We start from the raw sequence: 17,674 nt of genomic DNA on the forward strand, positions 1-17,674 counted from the left end.
AGACATGGAAACCATACATGATTTTTATCGCCGCTTTTCTTTGACCAGAGATAGCGATTACTCGGTTCCATCAACTTCATTTGGACATTTTAATGTGTTTCAACGCGATGCCTGCTCATTTCTCACACCTTATAGCCGCCGCGATTATTATAAAATTTCACTGGTTTTAGGCACAGGCGAACTTCACTATGCCAACCGCTGGATAAAAGTAGACCGCCCTGCTTTACTGTTTTCAAACCCGACGGTTCCCTACGCTTGGGAAATTAATTCGCCCGAACAAGCTGGCTGGTTTTGCCTATTTACTGAAGAGTTTGTAAACCAAGAATCAAGACAAAGCTTTTTAAAAGACTCTCCACTGTTTAAAGTCGACGGCGACCCGCTATATTTTTTAAACGACCAACAGGTTGATGAAATTTCATTTATTTTCAAAAAGATGATGACTGAAATAAATTCAGACTATATTCATAAATACAACGTTTTAAGAAACTATTTGCACCTGATTGTGCATGAAGCCATGAAAATGCAACCGACCCAACAGTTTGAAAAACATAGCAATGCTGCGGTTCGGATTTGCCATTTATTCTTTGAGTTATTAGAGCGCCAGTTCCCAATCGACTCACCTCATTTTCAGCTTAAACTCAAAACTGCAAATGATTATGCTTATGGCTTATCTGTGCATGTGAACCATTTAAACCGCGCTGTCAAAGAAGCCACAGGCAAAACTACATCTGAGCATATTAGCTCGCGCATTACACAAGAAGCCAAAGCACTACTACAACACACCAGTTGGAATATTTCCGAAATTGCCTATAGCTTAGGCTTTGAATATTCAGCGTATTTCACCAACTTCTTTAAGAAAAATACCGGATTTTCACCTAAAAAGTTCCGTGAAGACTGTGTAGCTTAAAAACAGATTGTTTGAATTTTATAATTATTGGTTTGAATGTTATACGTCAAATTAGGCCAAAGCATTTTATAGTTTTTCTACTCAAGTGATTTTGCAAAAAGAGTGTGAAAAATGAAATATAGAACTTTAGGACAAACAGGCGAAAAAGTATCAGCACTTGGTTTAGGTTGCATGGGAATGAGCTTTGCCTATGGTGCCTCAGACGACACACAAAGCATTGCCACTCTAGAAAAAGCCTTAGACCTCGGCATTAACTTTTGGGACACCGCCGACATGTACGGCAACGGCGCAAACGAAGTTTTGCTCTCAAAAGTTTTAGAAAAACACCGCGACAAAGTGTTCTTGGCGACCAAATTTGGCTTTCGTTATAAAGAAGATAACCTTAACCCACAAAACTCTTTAGAGTCTTATATCGACGGTTCTCCAGAGTGGATTAAAGTTGCGGTCGAAAACAGTTTAAAACGCTTAAATACAGACGTGATTGATTTGTATTATGCACACCGCATTGACCCGAATATTCCGGTTGAAGACACGATTGGCGCTATGGCTGACTTGGTCCAACAAGGTAAAGTTCGCTACTTAGGCCTAAGTGAAGCTTCGGCTGAAACCATTCGTAAAGCACATGCCATTCACCCGATTGCAGCGGTTCAACATGAATATTCGCTACTCACCCGTGAGTTTGAGCAAACCCATTTGCAAACTATTCGTGAGTTAGGCATTAGCCTTGTGCCGTATTCACCGCTATCGCGTGGTTTAATTACCAATACGCTCGATGTGGGCAACCTAGAACAAAACGATTTCCGTCGCCAGTTACCACGTTATCAGGGCGATAACTGGAAAAATAACCAAAGCTTGGCGCAAGCATTTAGCGACTTTGCTCAAAGCAAAAACGCGACAGCCGCTCAACTGGCTTTGGCTTGGATTTTGGCACAAGGTGAAGACATTATTCCAATTCCGGGTACGCGTAAAATTGAGCGTCTTGTGGAAAATGCTGGTGCTGTAGATCTTGATTTAACAGCGGCAGATTTGGCAGAAATCGACGCGATTATTGCTAAATATCCAAACATGGGCGCACGCTATAACGCTGAGCAACTTGCTGCGGTGAATCATTAAAATATGAGTTATAAAAAAGTCCGACTTAGTGTCGGACTTTTTTTATTTAGTCTTTGCTATAACTGCCCTGCTGGCGGCCACCATTCCAAGTTACGTCCAATGATTTTTCCGAAATCGTCAGGCTTTCTGGAAAAATACTTAAATTCTTTTTGAATTTAGAGTCTGGTTTTAAACCAATACAGTTCCCATTTTTCCACCATGTCCCTTCGGCATATTGGTCTAAAGCGCCATAAGCTAACATCCATTTAAACTTGCCATCTGACTGAAGTAAAAGTTCTGAACCAACTTCCATCACACCATTTAAATAATAGTGTCCACTCCAAGCCTGATCAGCTTGCTGCAACTTCACTTCTTTGCATGTGCTCGTTGGCTCTGCATAAATTTGAGAAGAAATCGCAATCGTCGAAAGTAATAGCAACCGTGCAAATGTATTCATTATTTAATTCCCTATATTTTTAGTGTTATTTTCCAGACTCAACTTTTAAATAAGTTCCGTCTGCATACACGTTGTGTCCAAAGCCACAACCCGAATCGCCACTGTCTTGTTTTGCCTGAATGTAGTTTCCTAATTTCGCATTGGTTTTAAAATCAAGCTGAATGCGGCAGTCTTGATCTTTATAGACGATTTGCTTTTTATTGCTCGGCATTGTGGTGCCAAACTCACCCATGTTCGGGCCGTAAATTAAGCCTCTAAGGCCCATATATAGGCCCGCGTAGCTGATCGCATATTGTCCTTTCTGACGGCTTACTGTGATGTGGTCCCATTCACCAAAACCTGAGTAACGCACATATTCACCAGACAAGTCATTTGACGCTTTAGGTTTTGGTAATTGCTTAAGATTAAACTGACTAGACTTTGATTTTTCATCAAGCATAAACCACGATCTTGCCCAAAGTGGCTGGCCCAGTTTTGCATAGGCTAGGCCCACATTATTGTTAGCAACTTCAACATCTCGGTCAGTAAATTTAACCGTAGTTTCATCTGCATTGGCTTTACAAAATGCTGTCCAAGATGCTTGGTTTTGGAAATTTTCTAGGGCTTTTTTATATTGTTTTTGGTCGTAATTTTTCTTACCTAAGCTCGCGTATTGCTTCACTTTATTACAGCTTTGCTGTAGCTCTTGTGCAAAAGAAAACTCTGCATGAGTAACCGACAAAGCCGAAAGTGTCAGAACCGTGCAACCTGAAATAATAGATTTAATCATTTTTAAAATTCTTTAATAATTAACTAATTATATAATATGAGCTAGTTCGACAAATCACAATTCTCTGCAACAAAAGTCCATTACAATGCTGGTTAGCTTAGGTTCTTTCATCACGCCATATAAAAAAGGCCTGAACGTTTAAGTCCAAGCCTTTTGATTTTTAGAGTTTAGCCAAATTTCAACTAAGAAGACTCACTTAGACTCAAGTTAGAATGATGATTTTGACAAATTGCGCTTTGCAAAATTTTCATACTATTTTTAATCGCAGCTTCCACCTGTATTTGACTCTCTCCCATAAAGTGAATTTTTGCAGGGATATTTTCATAACTAAAATTATTATGGTCGCCGCTTTCTTGAATTAACTGATAAGTAATCGTTTCATTCTCTAATTCTTTAATGCCATTAAATAAAAAGCCAGAACTATAAGGATTCGGCATCATCAGAAAACCAGTGATTTTCGTATTCACTGACTCTTGTGGAATATTCATTGCCGCCTTAATCCACATTTCGTACAAGTCGACTGACTCATTGCGTAATGTAATGAACGGAATTTCCCCGCCACCGACTCGCCCACCGACTTCTAAAAACACCAACTCACCTTTAGATTCGATAAATTCAAGATGAATCGCCTGATCTTTTAATTTTAAGAATTTACATACGTCTAAAGTAAATCGTTCTACTTTTTGAATAAACTCAGAATTATCAATCGTTACTGAGCCTAATGGCGCACCGTTTCTAAAGTCTAAACAGGTATTAATATATTTTGAGACTTTAAAGTAAGGCATTTTATTGTCAGAAATAATGGCATCGACGTGATAGATATCTCCCTCAATAAACTCCTCGACTTCGTAGCCCTCATAGGAAGACAACCGTGGTATATCTGCCAACTCACTAATTTTGATCACACCTTCAGAAGCTGCACCTACTTGAGGTTTTAAAATAATTGCTGAGCCACTTTGCACCAAAAACTTTTCAATATCTTGGTATGAAGACACTTCTGCATATTTTGGATAACGGACAGTAGAATGAGCTAAGGCATCCTTCATTTTTTTCTTGTTACGACACAACAAATTGTCTTCAACCGTTGCACCCACAATATTCAATTCAGTTCGAATGCGAGCCGCAGCATCGAGGTCATATTCCGAGATGGCAATCACGTAATCTATTGGCTTTTTTTCATAGATTTTTACGGCTTCTTTTAATACATCCTCTTCATTTAATCGTTCTAAACCCGCTATGCAGTAACAGTTTGAAGAAGTGATATAGCGCATCGTCTCTGTTAATGAAATATAAGACACATGCACGGCATCGTGATCTATATATTTATTAAAGTCAGACAATTCATCGTCATATCTATTGATGATTAATACATGTTTCATATGACTTTCACCTGCTCATGTATATGTGTGACTAAACTACGAATCTTATCTTCACTTTCAGAACGGAGGATGATGTAGCCTAATCGTGAGGTCCAATCATGGTTACACGCGAGTTCATCGTCTGCTTCGTAGTAGAAGTGATGGTGTACACATTCAGGTGCTTCTAATAATTGCTCTAGCCCACTAAAACCTTTAAAAAGGCGGTGATTGCCTTGTGGAATAAACGCAATTGCAGAGACCATATTTTTCTCTATTGAAGGTGAATATGGCAGGTCGAGGTATTCGCTCAGTACAGCTTGTGCGAGGTCAAAATTAGTCGCCAGTTTAATTAACTCAACAATATTGTCGCCCGGTAAACGTGCAGCTAACTCGATCGCTACGGCTTTCCCCTGAGGCGTTACTCTCAGTTCTAGGTGAAAAGGTCCGATGTTTAATTCTAAGGTTTGAATGACTTTTGCGGCATAATCAAAACCATGTTCAGAAAATTGGTCGTCATACTTATTTCCAACAATATGCCCAATTTCCACAAAATAAGGTTCAGGGCCTAATAGCTTCTCTGTCAGTGAAGCAAAGGTTATTTTTCCATCTGTATGGACAATTCCTTCAACACTGTATTCTTTCCCAATGATATATTCTTCAACAATTAAATCACCACTTGCATAGAAGCCAATATCATTAGGTTTAGATTTCCAGATCGCGTCCACTGTTCTTAATAATTCATCAAGATCAGAGACTTTTTTAACAGACATACTGCCCGCCATATCAACTGGCTTCACTACAGCAGGAAATTTAAAATCTTGAGGTAAGCGAATCTCTTTACCCTGTGAAATCAAGGCATATTTAATATCGCTCAAGCCTGACTTGGTTAACTTGTCACGAAATTTGAATTTATTTCGAACCGTTTGCGCTGTTGTATATTCAAGAGAGTTTTTGGCAAATGAATTGCCTAGTTGTGCTGCCATAGGTACAGCATATTCAACCCCTGGTAATATCGCTCTTACTGTCTTTAACTCATTAATTTTAGAGAGTTGGCTATGAAAATCACTGGTATCTATTTTTATTATCTCTTTTGCTTTTTGTCGCATTGTTCCATCAATGCTGCACTCTCCTTCGTCAGTAGAAAAAACATATAAATCTATACCTAATTCTTGAGCGGCATTTAAATAAGTGATGCCTGAAGAAATAGGTTCTATAACTACTACAGTCATTGTTACAGTCTCCGTTAGGGACCAAAACTTTCCAACTCACACAGAGGCTGATTTAAAATTTTATTAATTATTGGGGTAGAACCGACACCCACTGTTAACTCGTGAGAGTCCAAATAATTTGAAAAATCAAATCCATTATTCGTCCACGTACAAAACGGGATATTTATAATATTAACCTCAGCTTCAACTTGCTCTCGAAAAACATTGACGCAATGTTGATGGTAATGACTTAAAACTAACCGATTAATCGCATAGATATTCACTTTAGAAATAGGATTTTTTCGGATGAGATCCAATCCCCGAGTAAGTGCAGCACCCATACCACTTCCACCACTTACAATATTAAGCGTAGATATGGCCTTCTCGTATTCAGGTTCTATATGATTATTCAGGTTATATTCTAATTGGTCACCAATCACTAGCTTTTGAAATAAGTTAGAAAATATTCCATTTGGTCTTAATTTTATGTGCAAAACAAAAAAATCATAATTTTTCATACCCAGTGAAACCACAGAGTAACTTCGAATTAAAGATTCTGATGGGTGTTTGATATTTACAATTGCTTTAGAACTAAAGAAGGTCCTTTTAATTTTAAATGTGAGCTCAACAATATTTTCAGAAAGAAAATTTCTAGTTATTAATTGAGCCACACTAAAATTATTAACCAATGGTGCGATTTCAACATCGCTCTGAGCATAGCTAATACAAGGTAAGAACTCTTTATCTATGGCAACTTGGTTTCCCGATTCATATACGACTCCACCTTTTAGTTTACATCGACAAACTCGGCACACACCTTTTAAACAGCCTTTCATCACTGTGCTATCAGGCACTGCATTGATAAGAGGCTGCTCAGAATCAGCAATGAAAATATGCTCTTTAATGCGAACATTCACCATTGGCATATTCTAATTCCATTGCTATGAAAGCGTTTCAGCACGCACAGCCTGAAAATACTCTCCCACCATCGGAACAAAGCTATTGATATGCTTGATTGCAAGATCAAAGTCTTCTTGTGTTTTAATTACAGAAGAAAGCATATCTGTCATCATGCCGCTATGGTCTTCTGCTTCATCAAATGCAACATGCGAAGCTGCGCCTGATACGGCCTGATTCCCCATATGAACACCCGCTTTTTGCGTAATAAAATTGTTAAATTTGTCGCCATAATATTCGAGGAACCAGTCCCAAACGACTGCTGGCAATGCACCAAATTTCTCTACACAAAAGTTTAAATACCCCATCAGTTTCCATGTTTCAGGAAATGCATTTTTTGAAATAATCTGATCTGAAGAATATCCATATTTAGTCAAGTCTTGACCAAACATTTCATCGTGTCCAAATTCATCATATAAATAATATGAAAGCTGTTTTGCAGCAGAGATATTATTGATTGCAGCAACGCGTACAGCATTTGCATCTAACTCATTATTCATATGAATGCGAATAACGCACTCTAAAATATGTCGTTTATAATATTTTTCATCGAACCAGTCTTCATTATGAAATTTATGCATAATTTCATCTTTTTTAAACTCGCTATGCATAGCATGATCAACCGCACTTTCTAATTTTTTCAGACTTTCCTGTGAAAAAAACACGTTTTATCTCCGTTATATTTAAATTATTATCCAAGTATTAAATACTTATTTAGCTAGAATTAAGATTGTTATTAATTAAACTTAAAACAAGCAAATATTATGTTTAAATATATTTTATAAAATGTCAACAAAATATTATTTTTTAGAATTTCTAATTAAAAGAAGTATTATTAATCAAAAATAAAATTAATAAATTAAATTAACAATCAAACAACAAATACTTTAAAACAAATGAATAAATTCCTATTAATATCCATCACCAACAAAATTTAAATAACTTATACTTCATGGAAAAGAAGGAATTTAACAGGGCTATATTATTACAAAAAATAATGTAGAATCCTTGTGCTAAATATATGGAAAAATTAGAAAAGTGAATAATTTAATTATCGGAACCCTATTTGCGCTCTGTGCAGCTGCACTCAATGCCTCTATTGGTGTGATTAGCAAATTACTCATGCATAGTGGTTTAAACCCACAAGATATTGCCTTTTTAAAAACCATTATTGCCTTTTTCTTTTTAAGTGTTTTTTTATTTAAAGTCCCTGTCCGCCAAAAGATTGCCTACATTAGTAGTATTCCGAGCAAGCTCAGTGTTTTTGCTCAAATTGCGATATGTGCTTTTTTAGGGATTTTCTCTCTATTCTTTTTCGAGACCATTGCCTACAACCACGGTGCTGCGGCCAATGTGGTCGTGGTATTAATGGCTTCAGCAGCTATTTCAGCTTTATTTTTTGGCAGATTAGTTTTAAAAGAAAGTATTTATATTCATTCAATTATTGGAACATTATTAGCTGTAACGGGTATTAGTGTAATTTCATGGAAAGGTGAAAATAGTTTATTAATGCTTATCAATGCTTCTATTGCAGGTATTGGCTATGGTTTATTTTCAGTATTAATTAAAAAATTCAGATTAAACGGTGGTTTATTTCTAACCAAATACTTATTACTTTTTGGTAGTGTTTATCTTGCTGTTCCCTTTTTAATCAACTTTCATAGCATAAACTTTAACACTGACATTATTTTAGGTTTGGTTGGCTTAGCAGTCCTACCTACCATTCTAGGCTTTTTCTGTACCACCAAAGCTTTGTCTTACATGAGTGCAGCAAAAGTACAAGTGACTGAGCTTTCTGAACCAATTTTTGCGGCACTCATGGCTTGGGTCTTCATTCATGAACAACCGACTTTATCTTTTTTATATGGCGCGATTTTCATTATTTTAGGCATCTTCTTAATGAATAAAGCACCTAAATCATAATCTGACTAATTTCATTTATATTGCTCTGCGTGATGGCAAGCCACTTGCACCACACTGGCAAAGTTAATTGCCATTTGTGAAGGGGCATGTTTTTTATATGCAAGCGCTAAACCCACCGTAGGTACTGGCGCTTGTAACGACCGATAAGCCACACCCTGTATTTGCAATTGTTTGGTCGACTCTGGAACCAAAGATACCCCCAAGTTTGCAGACACTAACGATAAAATTGACACAATTTGCGGAGCATTTTGTCCAATTTTAGGTTCAAAGCCACAGTCTTGGCAGGCCTGTCGAATCGCATCAAAAAGCCCTGCACTAATTGAAGGTGGAGAGACAATAAAATCAAGCTCTCGCAGAGAAGCTAAATCAATTTCTTTTGATGACTCGTCTAGTTTAAAAGACTCTGAAGGTAAGGCTGCAATTAAAGGTTCAGCCAATAACTCTTGAAGGATTAAGCTCTCTGGAATGTGACTTGGAGGCCGAATAATCACGACATCTAAACGATCTTCAAGCAGTAAATCGATAAGCAGCAAGGTATTAGCTTCTTCAAGCTTTAAATTCACTTTAGGATATTGCTGCTGAAAATAGCGAACGCATTTAGGAATGAGAGGATTCAACATTGAAGTGCCTGTAAAACCTAGTCGTAATTGGCCGACTTCGCCATTAGCAACCTGTTTGACCAAATTTGCTGCATCTTCTACACGCTGCTGTACAGGCTGAATGGCATTTAAAAAGGCAAGCCCAGCTTCGGTCAGTTCCACCCCATGCGGAGAACGAATAAATAAATCCGCGCCGAGTTCTTCTTCTAAGTCTCTTATTTGCATGCTTAAAGGCGGCTGGCTCATGTTTAAGCGATGCGCCGCTCTGGTAAAGTTTTTTTCTTCTGCTACTGCTAAAAAGTAGCGTATATGTCTTAATTCCATCGCTATATATAAAACATATCATGATCCCTTGTTAAATATATTAGAAAAATACCATCTAAATTGCTAATTTTAATTTATCGAATTTTCTCGATGCAGCACGCCTAAGGGCTGTACCTCTTTTCTGTCATGGTCATGATATGAGCTCTTCATCTACATCCAGTACCTTAAGCACTGAAGCAACTTCTGTTCTTTCCCGCGAGTGGATTCACAAAGGTACTAAAGCCTATAAACATGCAGGCTTCGCTTTATTCTTGGTAGGCTTTGCTAGTTTCTCTCTGATTTATTGCGTACAGCCGCTTCTGCCAGCGTTTAGCCAAAGCTTCCAGATTAGCCCTGCAAGCAGCTCTTTAGCCTTGTCTTTAACGACCGCCTTTTTAGCGATTTCAATTGTACTATCGAGCGCTTTTTCACAAGCGATTGGCCGCCGTGGTGTGATCTTCAGCTCAATGCTGTGTGCAGCTATTCTTAATATTGTGGCGATGTTTACACCTAACTGGCACAGTTTACTGATAGCGCGAGCATTAGAGGGTCTGTTACTCGGTGGAGTACCCGCCGTAACCATGGCTTGGATTGCTGAAGAAATCGCACCTGAACACCTTGGTAAAACCATGGGTTTATATATTGCAGGTACGGCTTTTGGTGGAATGATGGGCCGTGTTGGCATGGGCGTTTTGATTGAATATTTTTCTTGGCGCACTGCTTTAGGCTTACTTGGGGCAATCTGTTTTATTTGCTCAATTGCTTTTTTGAATTTACTTCCCCCTTCGCGTAATTTCGTCCAGAAAAAGGGTTTGAATTTAGATTTTCACATGCAAATGTGGCATACCCATTTAAGTAATTTCAAATTGCTACGCCTGTTTGCAATTGGTTTTTTGCTCACGAGTGTATTTGTTACCTTGTTTAACTACGCTACTTTCCGTTTAAGCGGTGCGCCTTATTCACTGAGTCAGACGCAAATTAGCCTTATTTTCTTGTCGTATAGCTTCGGTATGGTGTCTTCCTCATTAGCAGGTGGCCTAGCCGAACGCTTCGGTAAAAAAACTATGATGATGAGTGGCTTTGCCTTAATGATTGTGGGCAGCCTCATGACACTACTCACCTCTCTTTTCGGTATTATTATCGGCATTGCATTTATTACCACGGGTTTCTTTATTACCCACTCACTCACCAGTAGTTCAGTAGGCGCTGAAAGCAAACAAGCTAAAGCCCATGCCAGTTCACTGTACTTACTTTTTTACTATATGGGTTCGAGCATTGTCGGTTCGGCTGGTGGCTGGTTCTGGTTACACGGTGGATGGAGTGCCATAGTGGGTTTAACCGTTGTACTGTCGGTACTTGGAATATTTTTAGCAATTTATACATCACAAGCGAAAGCTCATTAATTTAAAGGAACCTCACATGTCGAGTTTATTTGTTTATGGCACATTAGGCCCAGGGCGACCTAACGCTCATATCCTTGAAAATATTGGCGGACAATGGGCAGAAGGCTGGGTAAGTGGAACCTTACGTAACGAAGGTTGGGGCGCAGATTTAGGCTATCCAGGCATTGTGCTCGATGATGGTGCTAATCAAGTTCAAGGTTTTGTTTTTAGCTCGGAGCATTTAGATTCGAACTGGAAATTGCTTGATGATTTTGAAGGTGAAGAATATGAAAGAGTACCTGTTCAAGTCACTTTAAATAGTGGCGAACATATTGATTCTTTCATTTATGTGTTGAAATCCTAAGTCATTTTTAAGTCAAACTGCATAAGCATTTAAAAATAGAACAAAAAAATTTAAATGCTCATTTTTTGGCTTGTATTTTTTTTAAGAAACTGTAAAATTCATTCCACATCGCCGGCATAGCTCAGTTGGTAGAGCAACTGACTTGTAATCAGTAGGTCCACAGTTCGAATCCGTGTGCCGGCACCATCATTAAACCTCATGAATATTTGATTTATGGGGTTTTTTGTTGCCTGTAGGTTTTGAAATACACAAATACTTATAAGTATTTCCAAAAGAATAGAGTGCAGACGACCTAGTGATCTACACCCCTCAAATTATTTTTCATATTTCTGCAATTCAGTAACCATCTCTTTTGCCGTTGCTATAATTTTAAGCAAAACCTATTAATAATATTTTAAAGAATATCTTTTCGAGAAAAAGATCTTGTCAAAAACTTTATTTTTTAAATTCGATAAACTCTTATTATAAATTTAAACTTCAAAATAACTTTCTAAAACTAATTTATTCTTTTAAAAGCGAAACATGATGCCGCTAATTTATTAAAAAGTATAGGATTAAAATAAGAAATATTAAAAAGATAAGATTATAATGCGCCCCCAAATAAGGTCATGTTAATAAGACCTATTTTATAAACTTTAATTCATTACGATACCAACAAGGAAAAATATGAAACTCCGTTTTATTTTACCTGCTTTATTTCTAACGTTGCCTTTAACAGCATATGCCCAAGACACCACATCTCAAATTCAAAATGTTGCAAACCCACCAATTTGCTTAATTGAGGGTACTCCTTCAGCAGAACACTATAAATCTATTAAACGAGTCAAAGTCGCGAAAGGAACATATGGTGGGTTTGAAGAAATAAAACCTAAATTAGCCATTGTTGCCCGTAAATATGGTGCAGATGTGGTGATTAATTATCATCAAAGCCAAAGATTTGGTTTCTGGCCGTGGCGTATTGTTCGTCCTGTACTTACAGGAACTGCCGTGAAATGGAATACGCCTGTTGATTGTGCAGCCTTAGGTGGAAAAGAAATTCGTTAATACAAAATGAAAAAAGCCCAACATCCTGTTGGGCTTTTTTCGTATTTCGTCACTAGGTACACTTCCTGTAATACCTCACGTCCTGATGCTTAAACTTATTATTGTTGTTTTACGTTTTGGAACTTCCTGTTCCCGTTAAGTGCATCATAGGTAATTTATGAAGTCATAGAAAGACGCAAATTTCCCGAATGAATGTACGAAAAAGCGTACATGGTTCTTTTAAATTTAAAACTCGATTTACCTATTAAAAAAACTGAAAATATGAATTTTCAAAAAGTTCAGTTCGTCAACTAGATAAGAAAAATATATAATGAACCTTTCACTTTATTTCTAAAATAAATTTAAAAACAACAAGGAACGAGATGTGTACTCTACCATCAAATCTTTTTCAACCTTTAGTGATCATACTTACATGCCTAATTATTGTTGTGAGTAAAATGCCTCAGCTAAAATATAGAAAAACTATATTATTTCTAGCGATGAGTAGCGTTATTTTAATCTGTATTTTAGGAATATTTGGCTTCTTTAATTAAGTTTTATTTCTTGCTCTTCTCTATCATTTTTTCAAAGTGCCTAAGGTTTGGGTTGAGCGTATCCCAATTATAGGCTTGGCTCACAAAGACTTCCGCCCTAGGCTGATAGAGACTCGGATCATCCAAAGTACCTGCACGTATTGAAATCATTTCAGGCGCAATTTCAGGTAAGCCAAAAAGCTGAGAACCACAAGTCGGGCAAAATGCTCTTTTAATAGGTCGGCCAGAAGATCCTAAAGTCTCAAAATATTTAAGCTCGCCACTTACTTTCAATTCAGATTGGTGAAAAAAAGCGATTGGTGCATATGCCGAACCCGTCGCCTTCTGGCAATCTCGACAGTGACAATTAAAGCTATAACGTGGCTCCGCTTCGCTTTGATAACTTACAGCTCCACACAAACACGATCCCTGATATTTGGCTGACATAGCTCATCCTATTTTTTTATTGCTGTGATTTGAATATAACGTACATATCCAGCTTGGTAGAGTTGTTGGCATAACTTTGCAGTCATTTGAATTTTAAAATTTGCCAACCCGCCGCTTTGGTTTTGGCCTTGTTGATTTTGAATATATTGCGAAAAACCGAGTAATACAGGTTCTGATAAATCTTCAATTTGAATATCGACAAAACCTTGTTGTTCTAAAGCATTTCTTAGCGTTTTCTCGTTTGGCACATTGTCCCAAACCACGTCTGCCGCTTTAAGCAGATAGCGATACTTTTGTTCTTGTAAGACTGTCATGTTTTGACATGAATCAGCTTTCATTAAGTAATGAAAACCTAAACGTGCATTTGAATTTAAAACTGGAGTGACTGAGTTAAGAAATGAATTTAAAGAACTGTGATAAGCCGCGTCGATACACAACACGACATCGAAGCGTTGTTTGAATTCAAATTGTTTTAAATTTAAAAATGAACCGTAGAAAATTTGGCTTATTTCAGGAATAAGTTTTTGAATTTTATTAACACATTTAGATTGTAGTTCAACTGCACTAAGGCTTTTGGGCTGATAGTGTTTTAACCAGTGCAATAAACTTGCACCCTGTCCACAGCCTAAATCTAATAAATTATCTTTTGAATTTAAATTGACAGCTTGTGCCAAATAGTCGGCCAATTGGCAACAAGCTTCACGGTAGTTTTGGGTGTTTTTCCAAAAACCCAAATTTGTCCAAGCAAGCTCTCCATCATCCCCCAAACTTGATGCATCAATTGCATATTTATGGGGGATTAGTTGCGAGAGTATTGCCCGAACTTTTGTTTTCACAATTTTAGTAACCGAGCTCAGGAGCAACTTCAACCTGAGGCTTTAAACCTATAAATGGTAAAGGTGCACCTAAAATTTCAGCAATGTGCATTGCAGAAGTCACTGCTGACTCTAAAATTGGCAAGCCATCACATGACCATGAACCACAGTAGAATACTTTACGGTTTAAGTCTAAATGACGTTGTTGCAATTCTTTATTTAAAGCAATTGTTTGCGAGTCAACTACTGCACGCGTTAAGGTCACTTTTGAAATAACTTTTTTAGGGTCAATATCAGTGACTGGACGCCAAGTCTGGAATACAGGATTTTTACCAACCAGTGTTGGTTCAACTGCATTCATCCAAACTGTGAATTGCTGACGCGTAAACTTACGATCCATCATATAGCTAAGCACCGACCAGTCTTTACGGCGTGGTGGCATTACTGTGGCATCTGTATGAATCACAAGATCGCCTTGCTCAAAACGGAATTGCTTCAGCAGCTTCATATCTTCAGCAAATTGTTCAGGGTTTAAAAACTCATCAATTTTAGATGTTGGCGTTGCAACAATCACACGATCAAATAAATTCTGTTCACCTTGGCTGTTTTCAACCAGTACTTTTTCGCCTTGTAATTCAACTTTCTTAATCGCGGATCCGCTATGGATGTCGATATCTTTAATTAAGCTATCTACAAATGCAGGTGTACCACCTTTCATACGTAACAGCATGTCGCCATCAGTTAAGTGACGTAAAAACTCAAGTAGATTTTTTGCAGGCCAGTCGCCAATTGTTTTTGGGTTACAAGTACAAATGGTATATAGCACTGGCATTACAACACCATGCCAGAATACTTCTTCTATATCGTTCTGATTAATAAATTCAGCGAGAGTAATATCTTGATTTTTAGATTTGAAAAACTGGTGGATTGCAGTTTTTAATTGCAACATCCCTTTTACAAGACGCCAGCCATATTGCTGGATACCTTTACGGTTATTGATAATCGGGAAATTACCAATACGGCTACGAGATGTGGTTAACCATGTTTCCGTACGATCTTCGAATAACCAGCTACATGACATATAAGTACGAACTGGGAAAGTTTTAATGCCTAAATGAGCAGCAAGACTGAGCGTGTTCTTCCACAAATGTGGATTCATCACACGCAATGGAGCATCAATAATTCCACCGTCGAACTCAATGCTATGGCTATCCATTCCCCTGCCAGGAAGTGCTTCAAATATCGTGATCGTATGCCCTGCATCTTTCAGAATTCTTGCTGCCGCAAGACCTGCCATTCCACTGCCAATAATTGCGATATTCAAAATGATGTCCCATTCTTTGAGAATTTTTTTGATTATCACTCATACCCTAAAAAAACACCGTATTAAAAACTACCAGATTTTTATTTTTTGCATCAATTTATATAGAAAATATTTAGTTTCTCGCCCCACTCATTTTTTATATTTTCTTACAATAACAATGAAACACATAAGACCTTATATTTTTTGAAAATTTAAAAAAAATCTTTTAAATAAAATAAGATAATTTAACTATATTTATATCATTCGTTTTACAACTGTTATTTTTTGGGATATCATTACCCCATAATAATGAGAAGCAAGTCACATAAAACAATGCCGAGACAACAATGACAACCATCATAAAAACAGAACCTTTACAGCGAAAAAGCCCGCTATTCACACTTGATAGCGGGCTTTTTATTACTTTGCTTTAACGGCTAATCGAGAGCAATTTATCCTTCTTGCATGAGTGAACCAAATTTTCCACGATTAAAATCATTAATCGCTTCCATAATTTCAGATTTGGTATTCATGACAAATGGTCCATAACCTTCAATTGGCTCATTAAGCGGTTGACCTGTTAACACCAAAAATTTAGTGTCTTCTTCTGCATTTAGGGTGAACTCAACGCCTTCACGAGATAAAATCGCAACAGTTTTACCTTCAAGACGGTTTGAGTCATTAACCACAATGGCCCCTTCTAACACCACAACAAGCGTCGTATGACCTTCAGGCACATAAAGGGTATGTTTTTGGCCTTTAACCAATTTACCATCCCATACATTTAATGGACTAAAGGTAGTTGCTGCACCTTGTGCATCTGCATATTCACCTGCAATAACACGCAAGTGACTACCGTGCTCGTCTAGTGCAATGTCTGGAATATCTTTGGCTTCAATCGCTTGGTATTTTCCAGGAGTCATTTTTGAATTGGCAGGTAAATTTACCCACAATTGCACCATCTCAAAAAGACCACCATGCTCTGCGAACTCAGGAGAATGGAACTCTTCGTGTAACACTCCTGCACCCGCAGTCATCCATTGCACATCACCAGTTTTAATGGTTCCGCCGCCACCGCTTGAGTCTTTATGCGTAACTTCACCTTGGTAGGCAATTGTTACCGTTTCGAAACCACGGTGAGGATGCGAACCTACACCTTGCTGCTCAGTCGTTGGTGAGAAGGTATAAGGCGCTGCATAATCCAGTAGCAAAAATGGGCTTAGGGTTTGGCCTAAACGGTCATAAGAGAACAGGTTATATACAGGGAAACCATCACCCACCCAATGCATCTGGTTATTTTGATATGCACCAAGAAATTTCTTCATCTGATCTCTCCTATATATGTAGGATTTTCTTGAACTGGGATTGATTTTACGCCTCAATAATTGCAGTTTATAGATCAGGATTAGCAACACATTATTTCATCTATGAGACAATCATGTCTTTTCAGAATATGTCTCGGCTATCGTCCTATTTTTAAAATTCTTAATCCTATTTTTTAGACTTAATCACAACATAAAACTCAACTAGCATAATTTTAGGCAATGATGACCTACTCAATAATTTTTCATCATTCATTTTGATAACATGAGGAAATAAAAAATGGCTCAAGATTACGTGCGTTTAGATAAGGATAATGCCGCAGTTCTTTTAGTTGACCACCAAGCAGGTTTACTTTCTTTAGTTCGAGATATCGATCCGGATAAATTTAAAAATAATGTATTAGCACTTGCAGATGCTGCGAAATATTTCAATTTACCTACTATTTTAACGACCAGTTTTGAAAATGGTCCGAATGGTCCTTTGGTTCCAGAGTTAAAAGAACTTTTCCCAGATGCGCCTTTTATTCCACGTCCTGGTCAAATTAATGCATGGGATAATGAAGATTTTGTAAAAGCTGTAAAAGCGACAGGTAAAAAACAACTGATTATTGCAGGTGTAGTGACTGAAGTTTGTGTAGCATTCCCTGCTTTAGCTGCGTTAGCAGAAGGCTTTGAAGTGTTTGTGATTACTGATGCTTCTGGTACTTTTAATGAATTAACCCGTGATGCTGCTTGGGACCGTATGTCAAAAGCAGGTGCTCAGCTTATGACTTGGTTCGGTATGGCATGTGAGTTACACCGTGACTGGCGTAATGATGTAGAAGGTTTAGGTGCATTGTTCTCAAATCATATTCCTGATTATCGTAACCTGATGACCAGCTATAGCTTTAATACATCGCAAAAATAATGACA

General features: G+C 37.6%; 18 protein-coding genes and 1 tRNA gene. 8 read left to right on the plus strand and 11 right to left on the minus strand.

Annotated elements, in window-relative coordinates:
• The first annotated feature begins 4 nt into the window (after positions 1-4).
• Both BMW38_RS11910 and BMW38_RS11915 read left to right on the plus strand, forming a co-directional pair.
• Positions 5-907 (plus strand): helix-turn-helix domain-containing protein, encoded by a 903-nt coding sequence (locus BMW38_RS11910; RefSeq protein ID WP_092708305.1) that lies wholly within the window; start codon positions 5-7, stop codon positions 905-907.
• 111 nt (positions 908-1,018) lie between these two features.
• Complete coding sequence (locus BMW38_RS11915; RefSeq protein ID WP_092708308.1) at positions 1,019-2,020, plus strand: aldo/keto reductase; 1,002 nt, start codon at positions 1,019-1,021, stop codon at positions 2,018-2,020.
• A gap of 46 nt (positions 2,021-2,066) precedes the next feature.
• Here BMW38_RS11915 and BMW38_RS11920 read toward each other — a convergent pair whose 3' ends face one another.
• The 6 genes from BMW38_RS11920 to BMW38_RS11945 form a co-directional block, all read right to left on the minus strand.
• Positions 2,067-2,459, minus strand: coding sequence for a hypothetical protein (locus BMW38_RS11920; protein WP_092708311.1), 393 nt, complete (start codon positions 2,457-2,459; stop codon positions 2,067-2,069).
• 22 nt (positions 2,460-2,481) lie between these two features.
• On the minus strand, positions 2,482-3,225 hold the full coding sequence (locus BMW38_RS11925) for a hypothetical protein (RefSeq protein WP_092708314.1): 744 nt from the start codon (positions 3,223-3,225) through the stop codon (positions 2,482-2,484).
• A 182-nt stretch (positions 3,226-3,407) separates the two neighbouring features.
• The gene (locus BMW38_RS11930) at positions 3,408-4,604 is read right to left on the minus strand and encodes an ATP-grasp domain-containing protein (RefSeq protein ID WP_092708317.1); all 1,197 of its coding nucleotides are present in this window, start codon (positions 4,602-4,604) and stop codon (positions 3,408-3,410) included.
• On the minus strand, positions 4,601-5,812 hold the full coding sequence (locus tag BMW38_RS11935) for an ATP-grasp domain-containing protein (RefSeq protein ID WP_092708321.1): 1,212 nt from the start codon (positions 5,810-5,812) through the stop codon (positions 4,601-4,603). The genes BMW38_RS11930 and BMW38_RS11935 overlap by 4 nt, the downstream gene beginning before the upstream one ends.
• A gap of 14 nt (positions 5,813-5,826) precedes the next feature.
• Positions 5,827-6,717: an FAD-binding oxidoreductase gene (locus tag BMW38_RS11940; protein WP_092708324.1), complete on the minus strand. Its 891-nt coding sequence runs from the start codon at positions 6,715-6,717 to the stop codon at positions 5,827-5,829.
• Between the two features lie 15 nt (positions 6,718-6,732).
• On the minus strand, positions 6,733-7,413 hold the full coding sequence (locus BMW38_RS11945) for a hypothetical protein (RefSeq protein ID WP_003653956.1): 681 nt from the start codon (positions 7,411-7,413) through the stop codon (positions 6,733-6,735).
• Positions 7,414-7,786: 373 nt separating this feature from the next.
• Here BMW38_RS11945 and BMW38_RS11950 point away from each other — a divergent pair, with 373 nt between their 5' ends.
• On the plus strand, positions 7,787-8,671 hold the full coding sequence (locus BMW38_RS11950) for a DMT family transporter (RefSeq protein WP_092708327.1): 885 nt from the start codon (positions 7,787-7,789) through the stop codon (positions 8,669-8,671).
• 11 nt (positions 8,672-8,682) lie between these two features.
• Here the strand turns inward: BMW38_RS11950 and BMW38_RS11955 are convergent, their stop codons facing one another.
• Positions 8,683-9,594 (minus strand): multidrug efflux pump transcriptional activator SxtR, encoded by a 912-nt coding sequence (locus tag BMW38_RS11955; protein ID WP_092708330.1) that lies wholly within the window; start codon positions 9,592-9,594, stop codon positions 8,683-8,685.
• A gap of 137 nt (positions 9,595-9,731) precedes the next feature.
• Between BMW38_RS11955 and BMW38_RS11960 the strand changes: the two genes are divergently transcribed.
• The 4 genes from BMW38_RS11960 to BMW38_RS11975 all read left to right on the plus strand — a co-directional run bounded on the left by BMW38_RS11960 (position 9,732) and on the right by BMW38_RS11975 (position 12,363).
• Positions 9,732-10,976: a multidrug efflux MFS transporter SxtP gene (locus BMW38_RS11960; protein ID WP_092708333.1), complete on the plus strand. Its 1,245-nt coding sequence runs from the start codon at positions 9,732-9,734 to the stop codon at positions 10,974-10,976.
• Positions 10,977-10,992: 16 nt separating this feature from the next.
• On the plus strand, positions 10,993-11,319 hold the full coding sequence (locus BMW38_RS11965) for a gamma-glutamylcyclotransferase family protein (protein WP_092708336.1): 327 nt from the start codon (positions 10,993-10,995) through the stop codon (positions 11,317-11,319).
• Positions 11,320-11,429: 110 nt separating this feature from the next.
• A tRNA-Thr gene (locus BMW38_RS11970) sits at positions 11,430-11,505 on the plus strand.
• 480 nt (positions 11,506-11,985) lie between these two features.
• Positions 11,986-12,363: a hypothetical protein gene (locus BMW38_RS11975; protein WP_092708339.1), complete on the plus strand. Its 378-nt coding sequence runs from the start codon at positions 11,986-11,988 to the stop codon at positions 12,361-12,363.
• Between the two features lie 536 nt (positions 12,364-12,899).
• On the opposite strand, the gene BMW38_RS11980 is transcribed toward BMW38_RS11975, so the two are convergent.
• The 4 genes from BMW38_RS11980 to BMW38_RS12000 all read right to left on the minus strand — a co-directional run bounded on the left by BMW38_RS11980 (position 12,900) and on the right by BMW38_RS12000 (position 16,765).
• Positions 12,900-13,322, minus strand: coding sequence for a GFA family protein (locus tag BMW38_RS11980; RefSeq protein ID WP_092708342.1), 423 nt, complete (start codon positions 13,320-13,322; stop codon positions 12,900-12,902).
• Between the two features lie 8 nt (positions 13,323-13,330).
• The gene (locus BMW38_RS11985; protein ID WP_092708345.1) at positions 13,331-14,158 is read right to left on the minus strand and encodes an SAM-dependent methyltransferase; all 828 of its coding nucleotides are present in this window, start codon (positions 14,156-14,158) and stop codon (positions 13,331-13,333) included.
• A gap of 4 nt (positions 14,159-14,162) precedes the next feature.
• Positions 14,163-15,461, minus strand: coding sequence for an FAD-dependent oxidoreductase (locus BMW38_RS11990; RefSeq protein ID WP_213031151.1), 1,299 nt, complete (start codon positions 15,459-15,461; stop codon positions 14,163-14,165).
• Between the two features lie 431 nt (positions 15,462-15,892).
• Entirely contained in the window at positions 15,893-16,765 is an 873-nt protein-coding gene (locus tag BMW38_RS12000; protein ID WP_092708351.1) for a pirin family protein, read from the minus strand.
• Between the two features lie 277 nt (positions 16,766-17,042).
• Here BMW38_RS12000 and ycaC point away from each other — a divergent pair, with 277 nt between their 5' ends.
• The gene (ycaC, locus tag BMW38_RS12005; RefSeq protein WP_003653981.1) at positions 17,043-17,669 is read left to right on the plus strand and encodes an isochorismate family cysteine hydrolase YcaC; all 627 of its coding nucleotides are present in this window, start codon (positions 17,043-17,045) and stop codon (positions 17,667-17,669) included.
• Positions 17,670-17,674: the final 5 nt, after the last annotated feature.

This window comes from Acinetobacter sp. yr461 (genome assembly GCF_900110445.1).
Classification (GTDB): domain Bacteria; phylum Pseudomonadota; class Gammaproteobacteria; order Pseudomonadales; family Moraxellaceae; genus Acinetobacter; species Acinetobacter calcoaceticus.

Bases quoted from the DNA above. Each gene is read 5' to 3' on its own strand.
- BMW38_RS11910 (WP_092708305.1), top strand. From the start codon at position 5: ATGGAAACCATACATGATTTTTATCGCCGCTTTTCTTTGACCAGAGAT.
- BMW38_RS11915 (WP_092708308.1), top strand. From the start codon at position 1,019: ATGAAATATAGAACTTTAGGACAAACAGGCGAAAAAGTATCAGCACTT.
- BMW38_RS11925 (WP_092708314.1), bottom strand. From the start codon at position 3,225: ATGATTAAATCTATTATTTCAGGTTGCACGGTTCTGACACTTTCGGCT.
- BMW38_RS11930 (WP_092708317.1), bottom strand. From the start codon at position 4,604: ATGAAACATGTATTAATCATCAATAGATATGACGATGAATTGTCTGAC.
- BMW38_RS11935 (WP_092708321.1), bottom strand. From the start codon at position 5,812: ATGACTGTAGTAGTTATAGAACCTATTTCTTCAGGCATCACTTATTTA.
- BMW38_RS11940 (WP_092708324.1), bottom strand. From the start codon at position 6,717: ATGCCAATGGTGAATGTTCGCATTAAAGAGCATATTTTCATTGCTGAT.
- BMW38_RS11955 (WP_092708330.1), bottom strand. From the start codon at position 9,594: ATGGAATTAAGACATATACGCTACTTTTTAGCAGTAGCAGAAGAAAAA.
- BMW38_RS11960 (WP_092708333.1), top strand. From the start codon at position 9,732: ATGAGCTCTTCATCTACATCCAGTACCTTAAGCACTGAAGCAACTTCT.
- BMW38_RS11965 (WP_092708336.1), top strand. From the start codon at position 10,993: ATGTCGAGTTTATTTGTTTATGGCACATTAGGCCCAGGGCGACCTAAC.
- BMW38_RS11975 (WP_092708339.1), top strand. From the start codon at position 11,986: ATGAAACTCCGTTTTATTTTACCTGCTTTATTTCTAACGTTGCCTTTA.
- BMW38_RS11980 (WP_092708342.1), bottom strand. From the start codon at position 13,322: ATGTCAGCCAAATATCAGGGATCGTGTTTGTGTGGAGCTGTAAGTTAT.
- BMW38_RS12000 (WP_092708351.1), bottom strand. From the start codon at position 16,765: ATGAAGAAATTTCTTGGTGCATATCAAAATAACCAGATGCATTGGGTG.
- ycaC (WP_003653981.1), top strand. From the start codon at position 17,043: ATGGCTCAAGATTACGTGCGTTTAGATAAGGATAATGCCGCAGTTCTT.